The organism is Dokdonella aquatica (genome assembly GCF_051987395.1).
Taxonomy (GTDB): domain Bacteria; phylum Pseudomonadota; class Gammaproteobacteria; order Xanthomonadales; family Rhodanobacteraceae; genus Dokdonella.
The window spans coordinates 3,757,103-3,774,261 of sequence record NZ_CP197094.1 but is presented as its reverse complement, the minus strand read 5'-3'; the positions used below and the strand labels follow the sequence as shown (position 1 = coordinate 3,774,261).

Here is a 17,159-nt window from a genome sequence, read left to right as displayed (position 1 = left end):
CGTTCACGCCTCATCCCCGGACGCCGCTCGGCGCAGTGCCGCACCGAGCGCCGCGAGCTGTTCGTCGAGGCCCGCCTCGACCTTGCCGCCTTCGGAGACGAGCACGCAACCGAGAGGGGCCAGGTCGGCGTCGCCGACCACCTGGATCTGGGTCACGCCGGGATGCAGTTCACGCATCGCGCCGACGGTCGACTCGACATGCGACAGGGCATCCGGATGCACGCGTACCTGGAGGAACTGCTCAGCCTGCATCTCGCGCACCGCCTCGAGCACGAGCGCCGGCACGAGGTCGGCGGCCGAAAGCCTCGGCGCGACACGCGACACGACCGCGCAGGCGAGGTCGGCGATGCGTGCACGCTCGCGGGCGAGCAGCGCACGCGTCTCGTTCTGCACGCGCAGCAGCTCCGAGGCGATCTGGGCGAGGCCCTCGACGCGGCCCGCTTCGAGACCTTGCCGGTGCGCATCCTCGAGCCGACGGTCGAGCTCGTCGCGGGCACCCTTGCGGATCGACTCCGCGCGCTCGAGCAGGTTGGACGCATCGCGCAACGCGTTCCAGGCGTCGCGCTTGATGATGCCGCCGCTGATCGACAGCGACGGGATGTCGAGGTCAAGGACTGCCGGTTGCGCGGTCATTGGCGGCCTCCGTATCGACGATGGAAACGAGGTTGGCGACACCGACGTCGGTGAGCCAGGGATCGACCGCGGCGACCGCCACGCCCGGCGGCGCACTCAGCCTGAGCCGCTCCACGGCAACGGGGTGCGAAGCCGCGACGAACGCGATCCACTCCGCGAGGCCACGACGGCGCACCGCGTCGAGGAGGCGATCGTCGCAACCGATGACGGCGTCGAGTGCGCCGTCGGCCGCGTCGGCACGATCCGTCGCCGCCGTATGGCGCGCGAGCGCCTCGGTGTAGCGCCGCGCGCCGAGGACGCGACGCAGGCGCAGGACGTCGTTGCGGTCCACGCGCGTGCGGATCGCCGGTGCGAATGCGAACGCACCGATGTCGAGCGCGAGCGTCTCGAGTGTCGCGCCCGGCAAAAGCATCCAGCGGCCATTGCGCAGCACCTGCGGAAGCACCGCCGGCACGCTGCCGAACAGCACCGGTGCCGCCGACACCGCGAGCGAGCGCGCGAGCAGTCGACGTCCCGCGGCCGAGCGCCGGGCCTCCTCGACCAGCGAGGGCTGCAGCCCGTCGAACCACGCGGCATGCGCGCCGTCGAGCGCGGCGCGTTGCAGCAAGGCCCACGACATCTCAGCCACGACGACCCCGCGCATCGTTCTGGACGACCGCCGGATCACGACGACGCGCACCGCGCCATGCCCAGGCGGCGAACGCGGCACCCGCCACGAGCAGCAGCGGGATACCGACCGCCGCGGCGGTCGGCACGGCCTTGAGCGACGTCGTCGGCACCGGCGGCGTGGTCGACGCCGCCGACAGCATCTCGCCCGGCGCACGAGTGAAGAACTTCACGGTCACCTTGTTGACGTTGTCGAGTCCCTCGACCGCATCGGTCACGATCGCCTTGATGTCGGTCTCGCGGTCACGCAGCTTGGCGCCTGCGTTCTCGATGATCACCACCGAGGCCGAAGCCGACTTGCCCTTGTCGCCGATCGGATCGGGTTCGGGCAGCGCGATGTGCACGCGTGCGCGCACGACGCCGTCGATCTGCTCGATCGTGTGCTCGAGCTCCTGCGCGATCGCATAGAGGTAGCGCGCACGTTCCTCGAGCGGCGACGAGACGAAGCCTTCCTTCTTGAACACGACGCCCATCGACTCGAACGGCGCACCGGGAAGTCCCTTGGACTGGAGCAGCTGGATCGCCAGCGGGAAATCCTGCTTGGAGACCTCGACCGTCCAGCCCTTCTTGTTGTCCGCGGGGCGCTTGTCGGCGTCGATGCCCGCCGCGAGCAGCGCGCCCTGGACCTGGTTGGCCTGCTGCTCGTCGAGGTTCGCATAGAGCATCGTGCGCCCGCAGGCGGCGAGCGACAGCGCGAGCAACACGACTCCGATACCACGCAGCATGGTGGAGATCATGGCGGATTCCTCGTCAGGACTGCTGGCGGAACAGCTGCTGCACACCGTCGGACGTGCGGTTGGCGACATTGGACGTGAGTTCGCAGTGGAACAGGAATTCATGGCAGCGCACCGACAGCATGAGCATGTCGCCAGGCGTCAGGTCGGCCGATCCGGTCGCGGTCTGCGACAGGTCGCCGAGCTGGCTCACCTGGCCGTTGAGCGAGTTCAGCGTGCCGAGCAGCGCACGGAACCCTTCGGAATCGGAACCCGCCGCAGCGGCCACCGGGTCGGTCTGCGCCGTGCCGCGCTGGGCATCGGCATAGGCCTGCTGGAACTGCGCGACGTCGATCACCGAGCGCGGCGCGTTGGCGGCGGGTGTCGCCGCTGCCGTGACCGCGGAGATGTCGACCATCACCGGAGCAATCTCAAGACTCATCGCATCGTCTCCTTGTACGTCGGGTCGGTACCACGCCGGCGCGAGCGCCGGCGACGGCATCCGGTCACGTCACTGCTTGCGGCCGAGGGTCTCGAGGGCCTGGCCGACGCTGTTGTTCGACGTCGACGCGCTGTTGGACATGAACTGCATGCGCATGCTCTCGGCGCTGATCTTGACCATCATCGACGGCTGGTCGCCGCCGCTGGTCAGTCCTTCGGACATGGTCGCGATCGTCGCGGCCTGGTCGTCGAGCGCCTTGCCCCACGCACCGGCCATGGCTTCGAACCAGCTCGATGCCTCTCCTTCGCTGACACTGCGCTTGCCGCTCGAACCGATGCCGGAGCTCGCAGCCTGCGTGATCGCATCGATGCCGAGCATGCGGGCGTTGGGATTGGTGATCGTGGACATGTGTCTTCCTCCAGTAGACGCCGGTAGCGACCCGGCGGGATTGAACGGCATCAACCCTCTTCGGGTGGCACCGTGCGTTGCGCGGATGCGGCGGCGGCCTGCCCGCCCGCATCCGTCTTGCCCTGCTGCGCCTCGTCGCGCTCGCCTTCCGCGGCATCGCCTGCGGCGGGTGACGGCTCGACACGCATGTCTTCGGTGATCGCGCGGGAGGCGATCGCGCCCGTGCAATCGAGCGCACGTACGGTCTCTCCGGTCATGACGTAGACGTCCTGACCGTCGACCGCGTGCAAGCGGCCGCCGCATGGCAGTTCCGCTCCGGCGAAGTAACGCGAGCCGTCGCCCATGACGATGTAGGGATCCGTGCCACCGACCGCGACGACGATGCGTCGCGCGTCCTCGGCGAGCGTCGGCGCAGGCTCGACCTTGCGTCCGCCGTCGAGGTTCACGACGGCGACCTTGGTGAGGCCCTTCACGTCGCGCAGCGCACGCGAGGCGAGCACGGCGTCGAGCTGCTTGCCGTCTCCGAAATGGCCGCTGATGCCGACTTCGCCGTTGCCGCGGTACTCGGTGTCGGCACGCAGGTCGGACAGGCGCAGCACCTCGCCGACGTCGTTGGCGAGATCCTTGCCGCTGCGCACGTCGACGTCGGCGACGACGCCGCGGGCCTCGAGGTCGTTGCGCAGGCGCTGGATGCTGTGCTCATCGTCGGCCAGGCCGACCACGCGCAGCTTGCCCTTCGCGTCCTGGGCGATCTCGGCGTGCTCGAGCGCCACGTCGCGCACGCTGGTCTCGAGCACGGCGCGCGGCGAGGGTGGCGCGACCTCGGTGGTCGGTTGCAGCGTCGCCGCGGCGATCGCCGTCGCGACGCACACCGAAAGGCCTAGCGCGACGAGCAGCACGCGCGAGCGGCCACGCAACGCGGCGGCGCGCACGGGCTCGGCGACCGGCGGTGCGACGAGGTCGTCCCAGCGTGGATCGGTGTTCTCGCCCACGGCCAGAGCCGCACCACCGAAGCCGAGCACGTCGAACGGGCGCAGCACGGTCGAATCGCCCGGCGGGATCGAGCGTCCGTCGAGTTCGAGTGCACCCTCGAGTGCGCGCGCCGTCCACGTCTCGCCGAGGCTCAGGAAGCAATGGTGCGGTTTCACGTCCGCATCGGACAGGATGAGATCGCAGTCGTCGGCCGTGCCGACGAGCACCATGTCGCCGGGCACGCACCTGCGCTCGGCACGCAGGTGCAGCCCGCGCACGATGCGCAGGCATACCACGGGTTGCTGGACCATCCGCTCAGTCGTTGTCGCCGTCATCTCGGCCTCCTACGTCTGTCCGGTCGCGCGGGCTTCGTCGCGGTTCACGTCACGGCGCCGGCGTCGTCACGGCCGGCGTCGCCGCGGCGACCGGTTGTACGGGTGCGGGCAGCGGCGTCACCGACGCACTCGGAACGCCCGCATCCTTTTTCGCCTTGCGCTCGCGCTTCTCCGCGGCTTCGCGCTCGGCATCGTCGATGTGCAGCGTATCCACGCTGATCTCCTCGTTCGCGCGCGGCTGCGGCGTCTGCCCGACGATCGTGTTGAGCGGCACCAGGCGCGGCGTGATGAGGAACAGGCGCTCGACGCGCTCCATGCGCTTGGCCTCGCGGCGGAACAGCGCACCGAGCACGGGGATGTCGCCGAGCCCCGGGATCTTGTCGACGTCCTTGCCGCTGAGGTTGCGCACGAGACCGCCGAGCAGCAGGCTCTCGTTCTCGTTGATGAGGGCCTGCGTGTTGACGGCTGCGCGCGTGACGCTCGGGTAGTTGACGATCTGGCCGCGCGTGTTGGTCGCGCTGAGCGTCACGTCGCCGTCCTCGATGCCCACCAGCAGCCGGATGCGCTGGCGGTCGCCGTCGACCACGATATGCGGCGTCACGCGCAGGATCGTGCCCGCGACGACGTTGAACAGGTCGACCTCGTAGGCGCCGTTGACCGGCACGTAAAGCGTGCGCGTGTTCTCGATCACCGCCTCGACGTCGTTGAGCGTCAGCACCTGCGGTCGCGACACGACGTGGGTGACGCCCTGGTCGGCGAGCGCGTTGACGCGCGCGATGAAGTTGTACGAGTCGCCGATGATCGCGCCGAGCTGCAGGCCGGCGCTGCGCTGCGGCAGGTAGTCGATGTTGTTGGCGCCGAGCGCATTGAGGAACTGCTGCTTGACGGTATCGTCGCCGCCGAACAGCACCTCGCTGCGGCCATTGCGCCAGCGCCAGTCGATGCCGATGTCGCGCAGCTTGCGCTTGTCGACGTCGATGATCGTGGCCTCGAGCTGGACGATCTGCGGTTCGATGTCGAGCTGGCGGATCAGGTCCGCGTACAGGTTCATCGACTCGGGCGAGTCGCGCACGATGACGGCGTTGCGGTAGCGGTCGGCGACGATGCGCACGTCGCGCGAACGCTGCGCCTGGTAACTGCCGAACGACGGCGTCGTGACCTCGTCCTCGAACACGATCTCTTCGCCGGGCGGTCGTGCCGGAGGCGGCAGCTCGCCCGCGACGCGCGTCGAGGTGGCGGCTCCCGCGGCGAGTCCACGCCCCTTGAGCGAGGCCTGCGTGGTGCTCCGCGCGCGATCACGCGCACCGGCGAAGTCGGGCATCTGCTCCTGCGAATACATGAGCTGCTGCAGGATGCTCGCGACACCCGGGACGGTGATCTCGCGGCTGCCGGCGGTGAACGTCGTGTCGGACGCCCACGCATACTTGAGCGTGAACACGCGCATCGTCGCCGACGTGGTCAGCTGCTGGTGCTTGAGCGTGTCGGTGAGTTCCTTGGCCTGTTCGATGAAGCGCGGTGCGCCGGTCACGACCACGAGGCCGCTCTCGGCTCTCGCATTGAACGTGTTGGCCGAATCGCCGAGACGCATCTCGTGGAATGCACGCACGAAATCCTCGACGCGGTTGGTCGGCACCGCAAAGTAGCGCGTGATGCGCTCGTTGAGCTTGTAGACGTAGACGGCCGAACCGTCGTAGTAGGCGCTGAGCTGGTTCGCGCTCGCGATGCTGCGGAACACCTGTTCCGGACTGCCTGCGCGCGGGCCGTTCAGCGTACCGGCCTGGCTCTCGACGAGCGGGCTGAGCACGACCTGCATGCCCTGCTCCGCGAAGAAACGCGTGAGGAACTCCTTGAGCGGCTCGCCCTTGAGGTCGTAGCTGACCTGACCCCGCTGGAACGGGATCGGCGCTGCCCACGCCGGCATCCCCACACAAGCCCCCAACACCAGTGCCAGCCAGCACGACAGCGCGCGTGTCCTTCCAAGCCGCATTGTTCACCCCGTTTCAGTTGTTGTGATCTGTTCTTATGGTTATCGGCGGCTGCCGGGCCGCCGGTGACGCTCTTCCTCAACCCGTGATCTGGCCCAGCGGCACCAGCTTGATGTCCGGCACGAGCTCCTGGAACGACAGCACCGGGAGTTCGAAGAATTCCACTTCGGTGAGCTTGCGCAGGTGGCGTCTCACATCGAGCGAACCGAGCAGCGCCGTGCCGGCGAAGCCGCCTTCGTTGCGACGCCAGTCGCCGATCTGCGCGAGCACGCGCGCGGCGAGTTCCGGATCCACCGCGAGCTGACTGCCCGCGTTGCTGACGCGCACCGAGTTGCGCAGCTTGTCCTCGAGCTCGGGATGCACGACGAGCACCTTGAGCGTGCGATCTTCCGCTGCGTGGCGGTCACTGATGTGACGACGCAGCGCGACGCGCACGTACTCCGTCAGCATGACGATGTCCTTCTCGCGGCTGCCCGCGTCGGTGATCGCCTCGAACACGTCGCGCAGGTTGCGGATCGGCACCCCCTCGTCGACGAGGCGCTTGAGCACGTCGGCGACGCGCTGCGGCGCGAGCACGCGCAGCATCTCCTTGACGAGGTCGGGGTAATCGCGCGTCATGCGCGTGAACAGGTTGGAGGCTTCCTGGATGCCGATGAACAGGCTCAGGTGGCGTTCGATGGCGAGACGCGCGTGCGCGAGCAGCGTGTCCACCGCATCGAGAGGCTGCGACGTCGCGGGCACCTTGCCGTCGACGGGGATGTCGGAGCCGACGAGCCATGCACCATCGAAGGCAGGCACGAAACCGACCTGCGGCGCGACGAGCTGCTGCCCGTCGGCTTCCTGCCGGGCCGCGAGCGCCGCGCCGCGCAGGAAGCGCGCATCGGTACGCAGCACGCCCGCGCCGATGCGCACGCCGAAGGCGTAGAGGCGATAGCCACCCGGCTGCAGGCGTTCGTTGGAGCGGATGCTCGGCACCGGGATCGGAACACCGAACTCCTCGCGCAGGTCACCCGCGAGCGCGAACAGTCCGTCGCGCACGCGTGCCGGGCCGAGGGCATTGCCGACGCCACGCTCGACTTCGAGCAGCAGGCCCGGCACCGGCACGAAATCGCCTTCGATCAGCGACTGCGGGCGCGTGGCCAGCTCACTGTTGGGTTCCGGCACCTTGAACAGCTTGCGCAGTACGCCGACGCGGTCGCGCATGCGCCACGCGGAGAAGCCGAGGAGTCCCGCCGCGAGCACGAAGAACGCGGGCTTCGGGAAACCCGGCACGAACAGCAGGAGCAATGCGACGAGGCCCGCGATGATGGCGACGCGCGGTTCCTTGGCGATCTGCTTGGAGATCGCCTCACCGAGATGCCTGTGATCCTCCTCGCCCGTCGTGCGCGTGACGATGAGGCCCGCCGAGATCGACGCGAGCAGCGCCGGGATCTGCGAGACCAGGCCGTCGCCGATCGTCAGGATGCTGTACGTGTGCACCGCTTCGCCGATCGGCATGCCCATCTGCATGACGCCGACCGCGAGGCCGCCGAGCAGGTTGACGATGATGATGACGATGCCGGCCACGGCGTCGCCCTTCACGAACTTCATCGCGCCGTCGAGGCTGCCGTGCAGCTGGCTTTCCGTCTCGAGCAGGCGACGGCGGCGACGCGCCTCGTCCTTGTCGATGAGACCCGAGCGCAGGTCGGAGTCGATCGACAGCTGCTTGCCGGGCATCGCGTCCAGTGTGAAGCGTGCTGCGACTTCGGCCACGCGCTCCGCACCCTTGGCGACGACGATGAACTGCACCACCGTGATGATCAGGAAGATCACGATGCCGACGACGAGGTTGCCGCCGACCACCATGTTGCCGAACGTGTCGATGATGTGGCCGCCGTTGGCCTCGAGCAGGATCAGGCGCGTGATCGCGATCGACAGCGACAGGCGGAACAGCGTCGTGATCAGCAGCACGCTCGGGAAACTCGAGAACGCGACCGGCGACGGTATGTAGATCGCGAGCAGGAGCAGGCCGACACCGATGAGGATGTTCAGCGCGACGAGCATGTCGATCAGCAGGATCGGCAGCGGAAGGATCATCAACGCGACGATCGCGACCACACCGAATGCGAGGACGACGTCGCTGTAGGTGCGTTTGCCAGCTATGGAGGACGCCACGGCGCTCATGCTAGAGCCTCCGCGCGCCGTTGGCAGGCTGGGGTATACCCTACCTTGCAGGGGACGATCTGGCCCAGCCAACTCCGTGTCGAAGCTTCGACGGCCCGCGTTGCGGGCACGTGCAGAGTTGTATGGACGTTCGCGGGAATCGCAGCGTTCACGCGTTCATCTCTTGTTGTGTCCCGGCTTCGCCCCTGTACGTCGCCGAGAGTTTTTGTTTGCGATGGTGGAGGCCATCACGTCGATTCACGCGTCACGTGATCGACGTTGAAATCAGCCTAGCACACGCATTTTTTTTTGAACAAGTCCAGTTTCGTGATCGACGCGTGAACATTTTGTTGCATGCGTCACGCGTCTTCGCGTTCGTCGCGCGAAGGCGATCCGTCGCGTGCGAGCACGGCGATGCGCGAGACCTGCGCGCTCGTCACGCCGATCACGATCGTGTGCGAATCCCCTTCGAGCAGCACGACGCGCTCGCGCGGTCCCACCGCGAGGATCTGTTTCACCCGCAACGGCCCATCGCTGGACACGAGTCCGTAGCGCCTGCGCACGATGACGAGCGCGAGGATCATCGTCCCGACGACGAGCACGAGCGGCACGACCATCGACAGCAGCGTCGACTGCATCGACGGCACCTGTGACGCGGTTTCCTGCGCGCACGCGGAGGCCGACGCGAGCGACGAGAACGCAAGTGCGACGTGCACGTGAAGAAAGCGATAACGAAATAGCGATTGCATAAACGACCCTCGTTTGTGTAAAGCTCTTACGCGAGCCATCGGCGACGCCTTGCGAAGCGGCGCCACCTCCGTACCCTCCGACAAGAGAGCGACGCGGCATGGTTGTGACGGCAGACACACGCTCCAAGCGTGCCACGACGACTCGTCGTGACGCGAGCCTTTCCCGCGGTACCGACACGCTCATCATCGACGCCTTGCCGATGGCATGCGCGATGTTCCGTGAGCGCGACGGCAAGCTCGTCGCGTCCAACGCGGCGTTCCGCGCGGCATTCGATCCGGATGCGTCGATCGCGGGGCGCGCGGCGTTCGACGCGCAGTTCGAGAACGCCGTGGAAGCCGGCGGCGACGAACGCGCGCGCAGCGAGGCATTCCATCCGGCCACGCGACGCTGGCACGAGCTCACGTGGTCGGCGTTCGTGCACGCGGGCGAGCCGTGCTCGGTACTCACGGCGATCGACATCACCGAACGCCAGCAGGCGCTGAGCGAGCACAAGACCCAGCACGAGCGACTCCTCTTCACGTCCCGTTCGATGTCGGTCGGCGAAATGGCCACCACGCTCGCGCACGAGCTCAACCAGCCGCTAGCCGCGATCGTGAACTACCTCAGCGTGGGCATGCGCCTGCTCGAGCGCGACGGCGATCGCACGCGGCTCGGCGAAGCGCTGCGGTACGCGCGTGCGCAGGCCGAGCACGCCAGCCAGGTCATCGGACGCCTTCGCGAGTTCGTGCGCGCACGCGAGCCGCGCCGCGAGGCGTATGCCCCGGCACGACTCGTCGACACCGTGCTGCGCCTGCTCGCGCTCGAAGCCGAGCGCCATCGCGTACGCATCGAGGTCGACGTTCCCGAAACATTGCCCGACGTGCACGTCGATCGCGTCATGGTCGAGCAGGTTCTTCTCAACCTCATGAAGAACGGCATCGAGTCGATGCGTGAAGCGAGTCAACGAACCCGAGGGCTCAACGTGCGAGCGTTGCTCAACCTCGACGATCAGGTCGAGTTCCGCATCACCGATCGCGGATGCGGCTTGACCGAGAGCGCTGCCGAACGCCTGTTCACGCCGTTCTTCACGACGAAGAACGACGGCATGGGCATCGGCCTCGCGATCTGCAGGTCGATCGTGGAGTACCACGAGGGACGCCTGTACTTCGAGAACAACCCCGCCGGCGGCAGCGTGTTCGTCTTCACGCTGCCGCCGTCACGAGACTGAAGGAGGATCGATCATGCGCCCGGTGGTCTATCTCGTCGACGACAACGAGGCATTCAGGCGTTCCACGGCATGGCTGCTCGAGGCAGCCGACTTCAGCGTGCGCGATTACCCCGGCGCGCGCGAGTTCCTCGTCGCGCTCGATCGCGCCAACGGAAATGCCGCGGGCGAGGCCTGCATCGTCAGCGACATCCGCATGCCTGGCATGAGCGGCGTGGAACTCCACGACGAGCTGCGCAAGCGCGAATGCACGCTTCCGATCGTGTTCATCACCGCGCACGGCGACGTGCCGCTCGCGGTCGAGGCCATGCGCAAGGGGGCGAGCGACTTCCTCGAGAAGCCCTTCAGCGAGGAGCGTCTCGTGCACGCGATCCGCGGCGCGCTCGAGCAGCACCAGGAAGCCCCGGCGCGCTCGCCGGACGCCGACAGGAAGCTCGCGACGCTCACGCCACGCGAGCGCCAGGTCATGGAGCTCGTCGTCGCCGGCAAGCTCAACAAGCTCGTCGCCGACGAGCTCGGCATCAGCATCAAGACCGTCGAGCTGCACCGCGCGAACATGATGAACAAGCTCGGCGTGCGCAATCTTCCCGACCTCGTGCGCCTGACGATGGGGCAACCATGAACGCCGTACTCGCCACCCGATCCGAATCGCCTTCGCCGGCATCCGTGCGCGGCCACCTGCCCGCCATCGCGCCGGTCGTCGCCGACGCACTCTCGTCGCTGTTCGCACGCCGGCGACGCTGGACCCTTTCCGGCGAACACCCCTACTGGTTCGAGGTCTTCGCGGCGCCGGTCGACCCGGTCGGCGAGCGCATCGGCATCGTCGTCGACGGTCGCGCAGGCGAACTCGTGCTGACCGCAGCGACACCCGCGAGCATCGGCGAACTCGACTGGAGCGACTACGCGGGCACCGCGCGGCTGACCGCGTGGACCCTCGCCCACCAGCGGCCGATGATGCGCCTGTCGCGCGTGTTCAAGGGCATCGTGTTGCCGCAGTCGCTAGGCGACGCACGCTCACCGGTCGCCGACGGCCTGCTCCCGGTCGGGTTCCGGATCGGCGAGGGTGACGAGGCGCTCGACGAAGGCGTGCTGCGGATCGACCCGGCACTCGTCGCTCGCCTGCTGTCACGCGACGACGATGCGGTGGCGCGCACCTCGCGCCGCGACGGCCTCTCGCGCCTGCCTGTCGGCCTGCGCGTCGGCGCCGAGGGACCGAGCCTCGGCGTCGCCGAGATGCGTGCGCTCGAACCCGGCGACGTGATCGTGCTCGGCACGCGCCAGCGTGCCTTTTCCAGACTTCGAGTGATGCCCTCCGACGGCCGCGATTCGGGCGGCTGGTCGGCCACGTGGGAGAACGAACGTGTCCGTATCGACGCGCGCGTCCCCTGGACCCTCCACGACGGGAGCGAACCCATGCAAGACTCCGCTGAACCGATCACCGACGGCACCGACGCCGCTGCACCTCCCGATCCGCTCGGCGCCCTGCCCCTGCGTGTCGATTTCCTGCTAGGCGAGCTGAGCGTGCCACTGGCCAAGCTGGCCGAGCTCGAGCCCGGCTACGTGTTCGCGCTCGGCGAACACCTCGACCAGGCGCGCATCGGCATCCGCGCCAACGGCAAGCGTGTCGGCACGGGAAGGCTCGTCGCCGTCGGCGACACGCTCGGCGTCCAGCTGGAGGGATGGGACATCGATGGAATTCAGTAGTTTCAGCCCGGCGCTCGTCATCGTCACGGTCGTCGGGCTGGCGATGGCGCCGTTCGTGGCCGTCATGGTGACATCGTTCACGAAGATCGTCGTCGTGCTGAGCCTGCTTCGCAACGCGCTCGGCCTGCAGCAGGTTCCGCCGAACGTGGTCATCAACGGCCTCGCGATCATCCTGTCGATCTACGTGATGAACCCGGTGATCCTGAGCACCTACGATGCCGTCAACGCCAAGATGCAGGAGCAGCCCGAGGCGACGATGAACGTCGAGCGCATGCTCGACCTCGTCGAGGCAGGCAAGGAGCCGTTGCGCGACTTCCTCGTCAGGCACTCGAGCGAGACCGAGCGAGCGTTCTTCCTCAACAGCGCCCAGCGCCTGTTGCCGGAAGAGCGGCGCGCTAGCGTGACGGCCAACGACTACATCGTCGTCGTGCCCGCGTACACGGTCGGCGAGCTCACCGCGGCGTTCCAGATCGGCTTCCTGATCTTCCTGCCGTTCCTGATCATCGATCTCGTGGTGTCCAACATCCTGCTCGCGATGGGCATGATGATGCTGTCACCGACGACCGTGTCGTTGCCGTTCAAGCTGCTGCTGTTCGTCTTCCTCGACGGCTGGGCGAAGCTCGTGCACGGCCTCATCCTGACCTATCGCTGAGGCCGGCATGGGATACGACATCATCCGGCTCACCCAGGACGCGCTCTGGATCGTGCTCGTGCTGTCGGCGCCGCCGATCATCGCGGCGTCGATCGTGGGACTGCTCATCGCGTTCCTGCAGGCCGCCACGCAGCTGCAGGAGCAGACGTTCAGCTACACGGTGAAGTTCGTCGTCATCGTCATCGTGCTGTTCGCGACGATGTCGATGCTCGGCGGCACGCTGTACCACTTCTCCGATCGCCTGTTCACCGACTTCCCGAACATGGCCCGGCACTGATGCCGTTCGAGTACTTCGGCAACAACGTTCTCGGCATCGCGCTCACGTTGCCGCGCATCACGGCGGCGTTCCTCGCGCTGCCGTTGCTCAGCAGCTCCTCGATGCCGCCGCTCGTGCGCAACAGCTTCTTCGTGAGCCTCGCGATCCTGGTGTTCCCGCTCGCATCGGCGGCGGCTCCCTACACCGCGATGGGCGACGGCAACTGGCCCATGGTGATCGTCAAGGAGCTGTTCGTGGGCCTCGCGATCGGCTTCACGTTCGGCATCGTGTTCTGGGCGATCGGCGCGGCGGGCAACCTCATCGATGCCAAGGTCGGCACGACGATGGCGAGCGTCGTGGATCCGCTGGCCGGTCACCAGACCTCGCTGACCGGCGCGTTCCTCACGCAGTTCGCCGCGTGGCTGTTCATGGCCAGCGGCGCGTTCACGATCTTCCTCGACGTGCTGCTCACGAGTTACGGCGTGTGGCCCGTCAACGAGTTCCTGCCCAAGCTGCACGCGGCCGGCGAGGCCTTCTTCATCAACCAGTTCAGCACGATGATGACGATCGCGCTGCTCATCGCGGCTCCCGCGCTCGTGATCATGTCGCTGGTCGACATCGGCTTCGGCCTGATCAACCGCTATGCGCAGCAGCTCAACGTGTTCCAGCTCGCTCTGCCGATCAAGTCGTGGATCGCGACGTGGATCGTGCTGCTCATGCTCGGCGTGCTCGTGCAGGTCGTGCTGCAGCACATCGCCGAGAACAAGGCACTGCTCGGCATCCTCAAGAGCATGATCGGCTGAAGGGGCGCCGCGCGCGTCACTTGCCGTCGCGCGCGTTGCGGATGTCCTCGGCCCAGCGCAGCACCTCGGCGACAGCCTGGAAGAACTCCGACGTGACGTAGTCGTCGACCTCGACGTTCTCGTTGAGTCCGCGCGCCAGCGCGACGTTCTGCATGATCGGCACGCCGGCCTCCTCGGCGGCCTTGCGGATCATCGCGGCCTCGTGGTCCTCGCCCTTGGCGACGACGACCGGCAGCTCGGTCTCTCCGGGCTCGTAGTGCAGCGCCACCGCTACGTGGGTCGGGTTCGTCACGACCACGCTCGACTTGCGCACGGAGTGCAGCATGTTCTGCTGCGACCACTCCTGGTGCAGCTGGCGCCTGCGGCCCTTGATGTGCGGATCACCTTCGCTCTCCTTGGATTCCTGGCGGATGTCGCGCCGGCTCATGCGCAGGCGCTTGATGAACGAGAAGCGCTGGTAGAACGCATCGAGCGCGGAGACGAAGAAGAACACGAACACCGTCCACGCGCCCATGCGCAGCATGCCGGCCCAATGCGCGCTGCCGATGTTGCCGGCCTGCCCGAGGGGCAGTTCGATGTACTGTGGCAGCAGCGACCACAGTACGATGAGGAAGATGACCGTGAGCCCTGCGGTCTTGAAGATCGACTTGACCACCTCGACGAGGTTGTCGCGAGAGAACATGTTCTTGATGCCCTCGGCCGGATTCAGGCGCGAGATGTCGGGCTTGACGCGCTTGGGCGCGAACACCGTGCCGATCTGGATGTAGTCGGTGAAAAGACCGAGGATGCCGGCGACCATCATGACCGGCACCGTGAGCACGAGCAGCGCCATCGTGCCCTGCTCCATCGCCTGATGCAGCGCGACCGTGCCCGGTCGAGCGATCGCGTCGAACATGCCCTCGAACAGGCCCTCGAGATAACGGTAGTACGCAGGCGTCAGCAGCCATACCGCCATCAGCCAGACCAGCACGAGCACGGTGCTGCTGAGCTCCTTGCTCTTGTGGACGTCGCCGTCCTTGCGCGCATCCTTGAGCTTCTTGGGTGTCGGTTTCTCGGTGCGGTCGCCGCTGTCGTTGTTCTTGCCGCTCATTCAGGATGTCCGCCAAGCGCATGTCCGTAGTATCGGGCCGTCGCCGCCGGGGAGGCGCAAGGGTTAACCCCAGATGCTGCGAACCGTGTCACGCTATAGTCTGCGCATGCGGTCATCCGGCCCTGTGGCCATGGCCCTCTGGAAACCATGATGAAGATTCCTTCGGACAACATCGGATCCTCGCTGCTCAAGCCGCTCGACGCGGAGCTTGCGGCGGCGCTCGATCCCACCCGCCTGGCCCTCGACGGCCTGCACGGCGGCGTTGCGTCCGAAGCAGGCCTCGAGGTTTCCGAGGTCGACGCGCGTGGTGCATCGCGTGATCCCGGCGAAGCCCTGCTCGCGACCGACGTGTGGCAGGGATCTGCTCCGCGCCTCGATCTCGGCGCGCCGACGTTCGTGCAGACCGGCAGCTCCGCCGACCTCGACCACGCCGTCGACACGATCCTCGCCGGCCTGCGCTGAACCACGCCCCGATGAACACGGCTGCCGTGCGGCATCCGATCGTGGCGTCCGCGGGCCGTCTCGCGGGTGCGCTCGTGTTCAACCGCGATGCCGATTTCCGCCTTGCCCTGCTCAAGCGCGTCGCTCGCCGCCTCGGCGACGACGAAGGCTATCCGACCTTCCTCAAGCTGCTCGTGACGATCGCCGAGGGCAACGACGACACGGCGCGCCGTGCGCTCGCCGCGACGCTCGGGGTCGGCCTGCGTCGCAACGACCTGCCCGGCGGCCAGCTCACCGCGTGGGGTGCGAGTCGACTCTGGGAGGCCGGCACGCAGGTCAGCGGTGCTCTTGCCGGCTCGCTGTTCGGCTCGTCGGCGCCGCGACGCCAGTACGGACCGATCGAGTTCCTGACCGCGTGGTACGCGCAAGGCACGCAACGCACGCGGCTCGGCGAGGAGGTCTATGCGCAGGTGCTCGAGCGCCTCGTCGACCTCGTCAACGCCGATGACGACGCGCGCACGCTCTACCCGCGCAAGCTCGAGGCCGACACGCAGACCGAACTCGAAGGCGTCTACATGCGCGGGACGAGGCAACGCCTCGCCGCCATCGCGGCCGCGTGGACGCAAGGCGCCAAGGCATCCGCGGTCGCACAGGCGGCGATCGCGGGCGGCATCGAGCCGCCCGTGGCCGTGCCGCCAGGCTGGCTCGTCCGCAATCTCTGAGCGAACCCGGCGCATCGATGCCACCGGCAGCGCGCTCAGACGCGTTGCATGCCCCGCACGCTCAGGCGCGTCTTCCTCAGGTTGATCGCCTGGCGGTTGAGCATGTTCTTCTGCGTCGTCTCGGCCATGCGCTGCAGCGCGGCGCGATCGCCGGATGCCTTGACGTCGTCCCAGGCCTCGAGCGCAAGCATGGTTTCGTACACGAGTGCCTCGCCGACCAGCTGGCGGCGGCGCGGATCGGTCGCGTCGTCGCGACCGTTCAACGACCCGGCAAGCTGGCGGCTTACGGCGCGGGACACCTCGGGCGTCGGCAACGCCGCACCGTGCACGATGCTCCAGAGGCCGACGATCTGTGCAGTGAGCATGTCGGCGAGGTCGAACCGGTCGAGTCCCGTCGAGGCGAAACGTGCATCGAAGGCGGCGCCGACGTCGCGCGCGGCGAGCTCGCGCTCGACCTGCTCGGCCGAGACGCCTCCCTTTGCCACGATCGACTCCACGAGCTCGGCGCGCACCTGTGCCGAGACCGCGGGGTCGTTGCCGATCGGCCAGGACGACGGTGCTTCCTTCAGGTGTGCATTCATGCGACCTCGCTTCGGCCGTCGCGTCGGACGGCTCCGGAATGATGGGATGCCCGCACCCAGTCGGCGCGCTCGAGCTGGAACGACAAGGCCTCGCGCCCGAGGTGCTCGGTCGGACCGGCCTCGCCGAACCCGAGGCGACGGAAGATCGCCGGGACGGCATGGTTGTCGGGATGGCAGAAGCCGCGCAGGCGCGGCAACTGAAGCGCACCGAACGCGTGGTCGCGCAGCGCCCTCGCGCCCTCGAGAGAGTAGAGCTTGCCGAACGCGGCCGGCATGAGGCGAGCGCCGAGCTCGATGTCGTGCTCGGCGCCGAGCACCGGCACGAGCGAAAACAGCCCCACGAACGCACCCGCCGCATCGCGTGCGTGCCAGATGCCGAGGCCCGGCGAATCGGTGTAGAGATGGTTGGCACGCACGATCAGGCCGACCGTCTCGAGAAAACCGATCGGCACGTTCTCGAGAAGCAAGGCACGCACGCGTTCGTGCGCGTGCAGATCGGAGAGGTCGTCGACGTCGGACAGGCGAAGACCGCGCAGCGTCAGTCGATGCGTCGCGAGCAGGGTCGCGCCGGGATAATCGCGACGCGGTTCGCGGCGACGGCCCGCATCGCGGGCGTGGGATGCCGTGGATGCGGAAGGCAGTGCCTGGGGTGCGGACATC

General features: G+C 67.7%; 20 protein-coding genes. 8 read left to right on the top strand and 12 right to left on the bottom strand.

The window, feature by feature from the left end:
- Positions 1–3 precede the first annotated feature (3 nt).
- The 9 genes from ACQQ2N_RS16755 to ACQQ2N_RS16715 form a co-directional block, all read right to left on the bottom strand.
- Positions 4–633: a FliH/SctL family protein gene (locus tag ACQQ2N_RS16755; RefSeq protein ID WP_440222711.1), complete on the bottom strand. Its 630-nt coding sequence runs from the start codon at positions 631–633 to the stop codon at positions 4–6.
- The gene (locus ACQQ2N_RS16750) at positions 608–1,261 is read right to left on the bottom strand and encodes a hypothetical protein (protein WP_440222710.1); all 654 of its coding nucleotides are present in this window, start codon (positions 1,259–1,261) and stop codon (positions 608–610) included. The genes ACQQ2N_RS16755 and ACQQ2N_RS16750 overlap by 26 nt, the downstream gene beginning before the upstream one ends.
- Positions 1,254–2,036, bottom strand: coding sequence for a type III secretion system inner membrane ring lipoprotein SctJ (sctJ, locus tag ACQQ2N_RS16745; protein WP_440222709.1), 783 nt, complete (start codon positions 2,034–2,036; stop codon positions 1,254–1,256). Before sctJ ends, ACQQ2N_RS16750 begins: the two co-directional genes overlap by 8 nt.
- Positions 2,037–2,049: 13 nt before the next feature.
- On the bottom strand, positions 2,050–2,454 hold the full coding sequence (locus ACQQ2N_RS16740; RefSeq protein WP_440222708.1) for a hypothetical protein: 405 nt from the start codon (positions 2,452–2,454) through the stop codon (positions 2,050–2,052).
- Between the two features lie 69 nt (positions 2,455–2,523).
- Positions 2,524–2,862 (bottom strand): hypothetical protein, encoded by a 339-nt coding sequence (locus ACQQ2N_RS16735; RefSeq protein WP_440222707.1) that lies wholly within the window; start codon positions 2,860–2,862, stop codon positions 2,524–2,526.
- 50 nt (positions 2,863–2,912) lie between these two features.
- On the bottom strand, positions 2,913–4,145 hold the full coding sequence (locus tag ACQQ2N_RS16730) for an FHA domain-containing protein (RefSeq protein WP_440222706.1): 1,233 nt from the start codon (positions 4,143–4,145) through the stop codon (positions 2,913–2,915).
- Positions 4,146–4,218: 73 nt separating this feature from the next.
- Positions 4,219–6,090 (bottom strand): type III secretion system outer membrane ring subunit SctC, encoded by a 1,872-nt coding sequence (gene sctC, locus ACQQ2N_RS16725; protein ID WP_440222705.1) that lies wholly within the window; start codon positions 6,088–6,090, stop codon positions 4,219–4,221.
- A 142-nt stretch (positions 6,091–6,232) separates the two neighbouring features.
- Complete coding sequence (gene sctV / locus ACQQ2N_RS16720) at positions 6,233–8,317, bottom strand: type III secretion system export apparatus subunit SctV (protein WP_440222704.1); 2,085 nt, start codon at positions 8,315–8,317, stop codon at positions 6,233–6,235.
- 338 nt (positions 8,318–8,655) lie between these two features.
- Complete coding sequence (locus ACQQ2N_RS16715) at positions 8,656–8,934, bottom strand: FliO/MopB family protein (protein WP_440222703.1); 279 nt, start codon at positions 8,932–8,934, stop codon at positions 8,656–8,658.
- A gap of 209 nt (positions 8,935–9,143) precedes the next feature.
- Between ACQQ2N_RS16715 and ACQQ2N_RS16710 the strand changes: the two genes are divergently transcribed.
- The 6 genes from ACQQ2N_RS16710 to sctT are packed head-to-tail and all read left to right on the top strand — an operon-like array spanning position 9,144 to position 13,665.
- Positions 9,144–10,253: a sensor histidine kinase gene (locus tag ACQQ2N_RS16710; RefSeq protein WP_440222702.1), complete on the top strand. Its 1,110-nt coding sequence runs from the start codon at positions 9,144–9,146 to the stop codon at positions 10,251–10,253.
- Between the two features lie 13 nt (positions 10,254–10,266).
- Positions 10,267–10,872: a response regulator transcription factor gene (locus tag ACQQ2N_RS16705; RefSeq protein WP_440222701.1), complete on the top strand. Its 606-nt coding sequence runs from the start codon at positions 10,267–10,269 to the stop codon at positions 10,870–10,872.
- Positions 10,869–11,954 carry a FliM/FliN family flagellar motor switch protein gene (locus ACQQ2N_RS16700; RefSeq protein ID WP_440222700.1) on the top strand — a complete coding sequence of 362 codons (1,086 nt, stop codon included), beginning with the start codon at positions 10,869–10,871 and terminating at the stop codon, positions 11,952–11,954. The genes ACQQ2N_RS16705 and ACQQ2N_RS16700 overlap by 4 nt, the downstream gene beginning before the upstream one ends.
- Positions 11,941–12,606, top strand: a complete 666-nt coding sequence (gene sctR / locus ACQQ2N_RS16695; protein WP_440222699.1) for a type III secretion system export apparatus subunit SctR — start codon at positions 11,941–11,943, stop codon at positions 12,604–12,606. The genes ACQQ2N_RS16700 and sctR overlap by 14 nt, the downstream gene beginning before the upstream one ends.
- A 7-nt stretch (positions 12,607–12,613) precedes the next feature.
- A complete protein-coding gene (sctS, locus tag ACQQ2N_RS16690) occupies positions 12,614–12,883 on the top strand; it encodes a type III secretion system export apparatus subunit SctS (protein ID WP_440222698.1) in 270 nt (89 codons plus the stop codon).
- Positions 12,883–13,665, top strand: coding sequence for a type III secretion system export apparatus subunit SctT (sctT, locus tag ACQQ2N_RS16685; protein ID WP_440222697.1), 783 nt, complete (start codon positions 12,883–12,885; stop codon positions 13,663–13,665). The genes sctS and sctT overlap by 1 nt, the downstream gene beginning before the upstream one ends.
- 16 nt (positions 13,666–13,681) lie before the next feature.
- Here the strand turns inward: sctT and sctU are convergent, their stop codons facing one another.
- Positions 13,682–14,755: a type III secretion system export apparatus subunit SctU gene (gene sctU / locus ACQQ2N_RS16680; protein ID WP_440222696.1), complete on the bottom strand. Its 1,074-nt coding sequence runs from the start codon at positions 14,753–14,755 to the stop codon at positions 13,682–13,684.
- Positions 14,756–14,905: 150 nt separating this feature from the next.
- On the opposite strand from sctU, the gene ACQQ2N_RS16675 reads away from it, so the two are divergent.
- Both ACQQ2N_RS16675 and ACQQ2N_RS16670 read left to right on the top strand, forming a co-directional pair.
- Positions 14,906–15,217 carry a hypothetical protein gene (locus ACQQ2N_RS16675; protein ID WP_440222695.1) on the top strand — a complete coding sequence of 104 codons (312 nt, stop codon included), beginning with the start codon at positions 14,906–14,908 and terminating at the stop codon, positions 15,215–15,217.
- A gap of 11 nt (positions 15,218–15,228) precedes the next feature.
- Entirely contained in the window at positions 15,229–15,918 is a 690-nt protein-coding gene (locus ACQQ2N_RS16670) for a hypothetical protein (RefSeq protein WP_440222694.1), read from the top strand.
- A gap of 35 nt (positions 15,919–15,953) precedes the next feature.
- Here ACQQ2N_RS16670 and ACQQ2N_RS16665 read toward each other — a convergent pair whose 3' ends face one another.
- Positions 15,954–16,499 carry a hypothetical protein gene (locus tag ACQQ2N_RS16665; protein ID WP_440222693.1) on the bottom strand — a complete coding sequence of 182 codons (546 nt, stop codon included), beginning with the start codon at positions 16,497–16,499 and terminating at the stop codon, positions 15,954–15,956.
- The gene (locus tag ACQQ2N_RS16660) at positions 16,496–17,158 is read right to left on the bottom strand and encodes a GNAT family N-acetyltransferase (protein ID WP_440222692.1); all 663 of its coding nucleotides are present in this window, start codon (positions 17,156–17,158) and stop codon (positions 16,496–16,498) included. The genes ACQQ2N_RS16665 and ACQQ2N_RS16660 overlap by 4 nt, the downstream gene beginning before the upstream one ends.
- Position 17,159 lies beyond the last annotated feature (1 nt).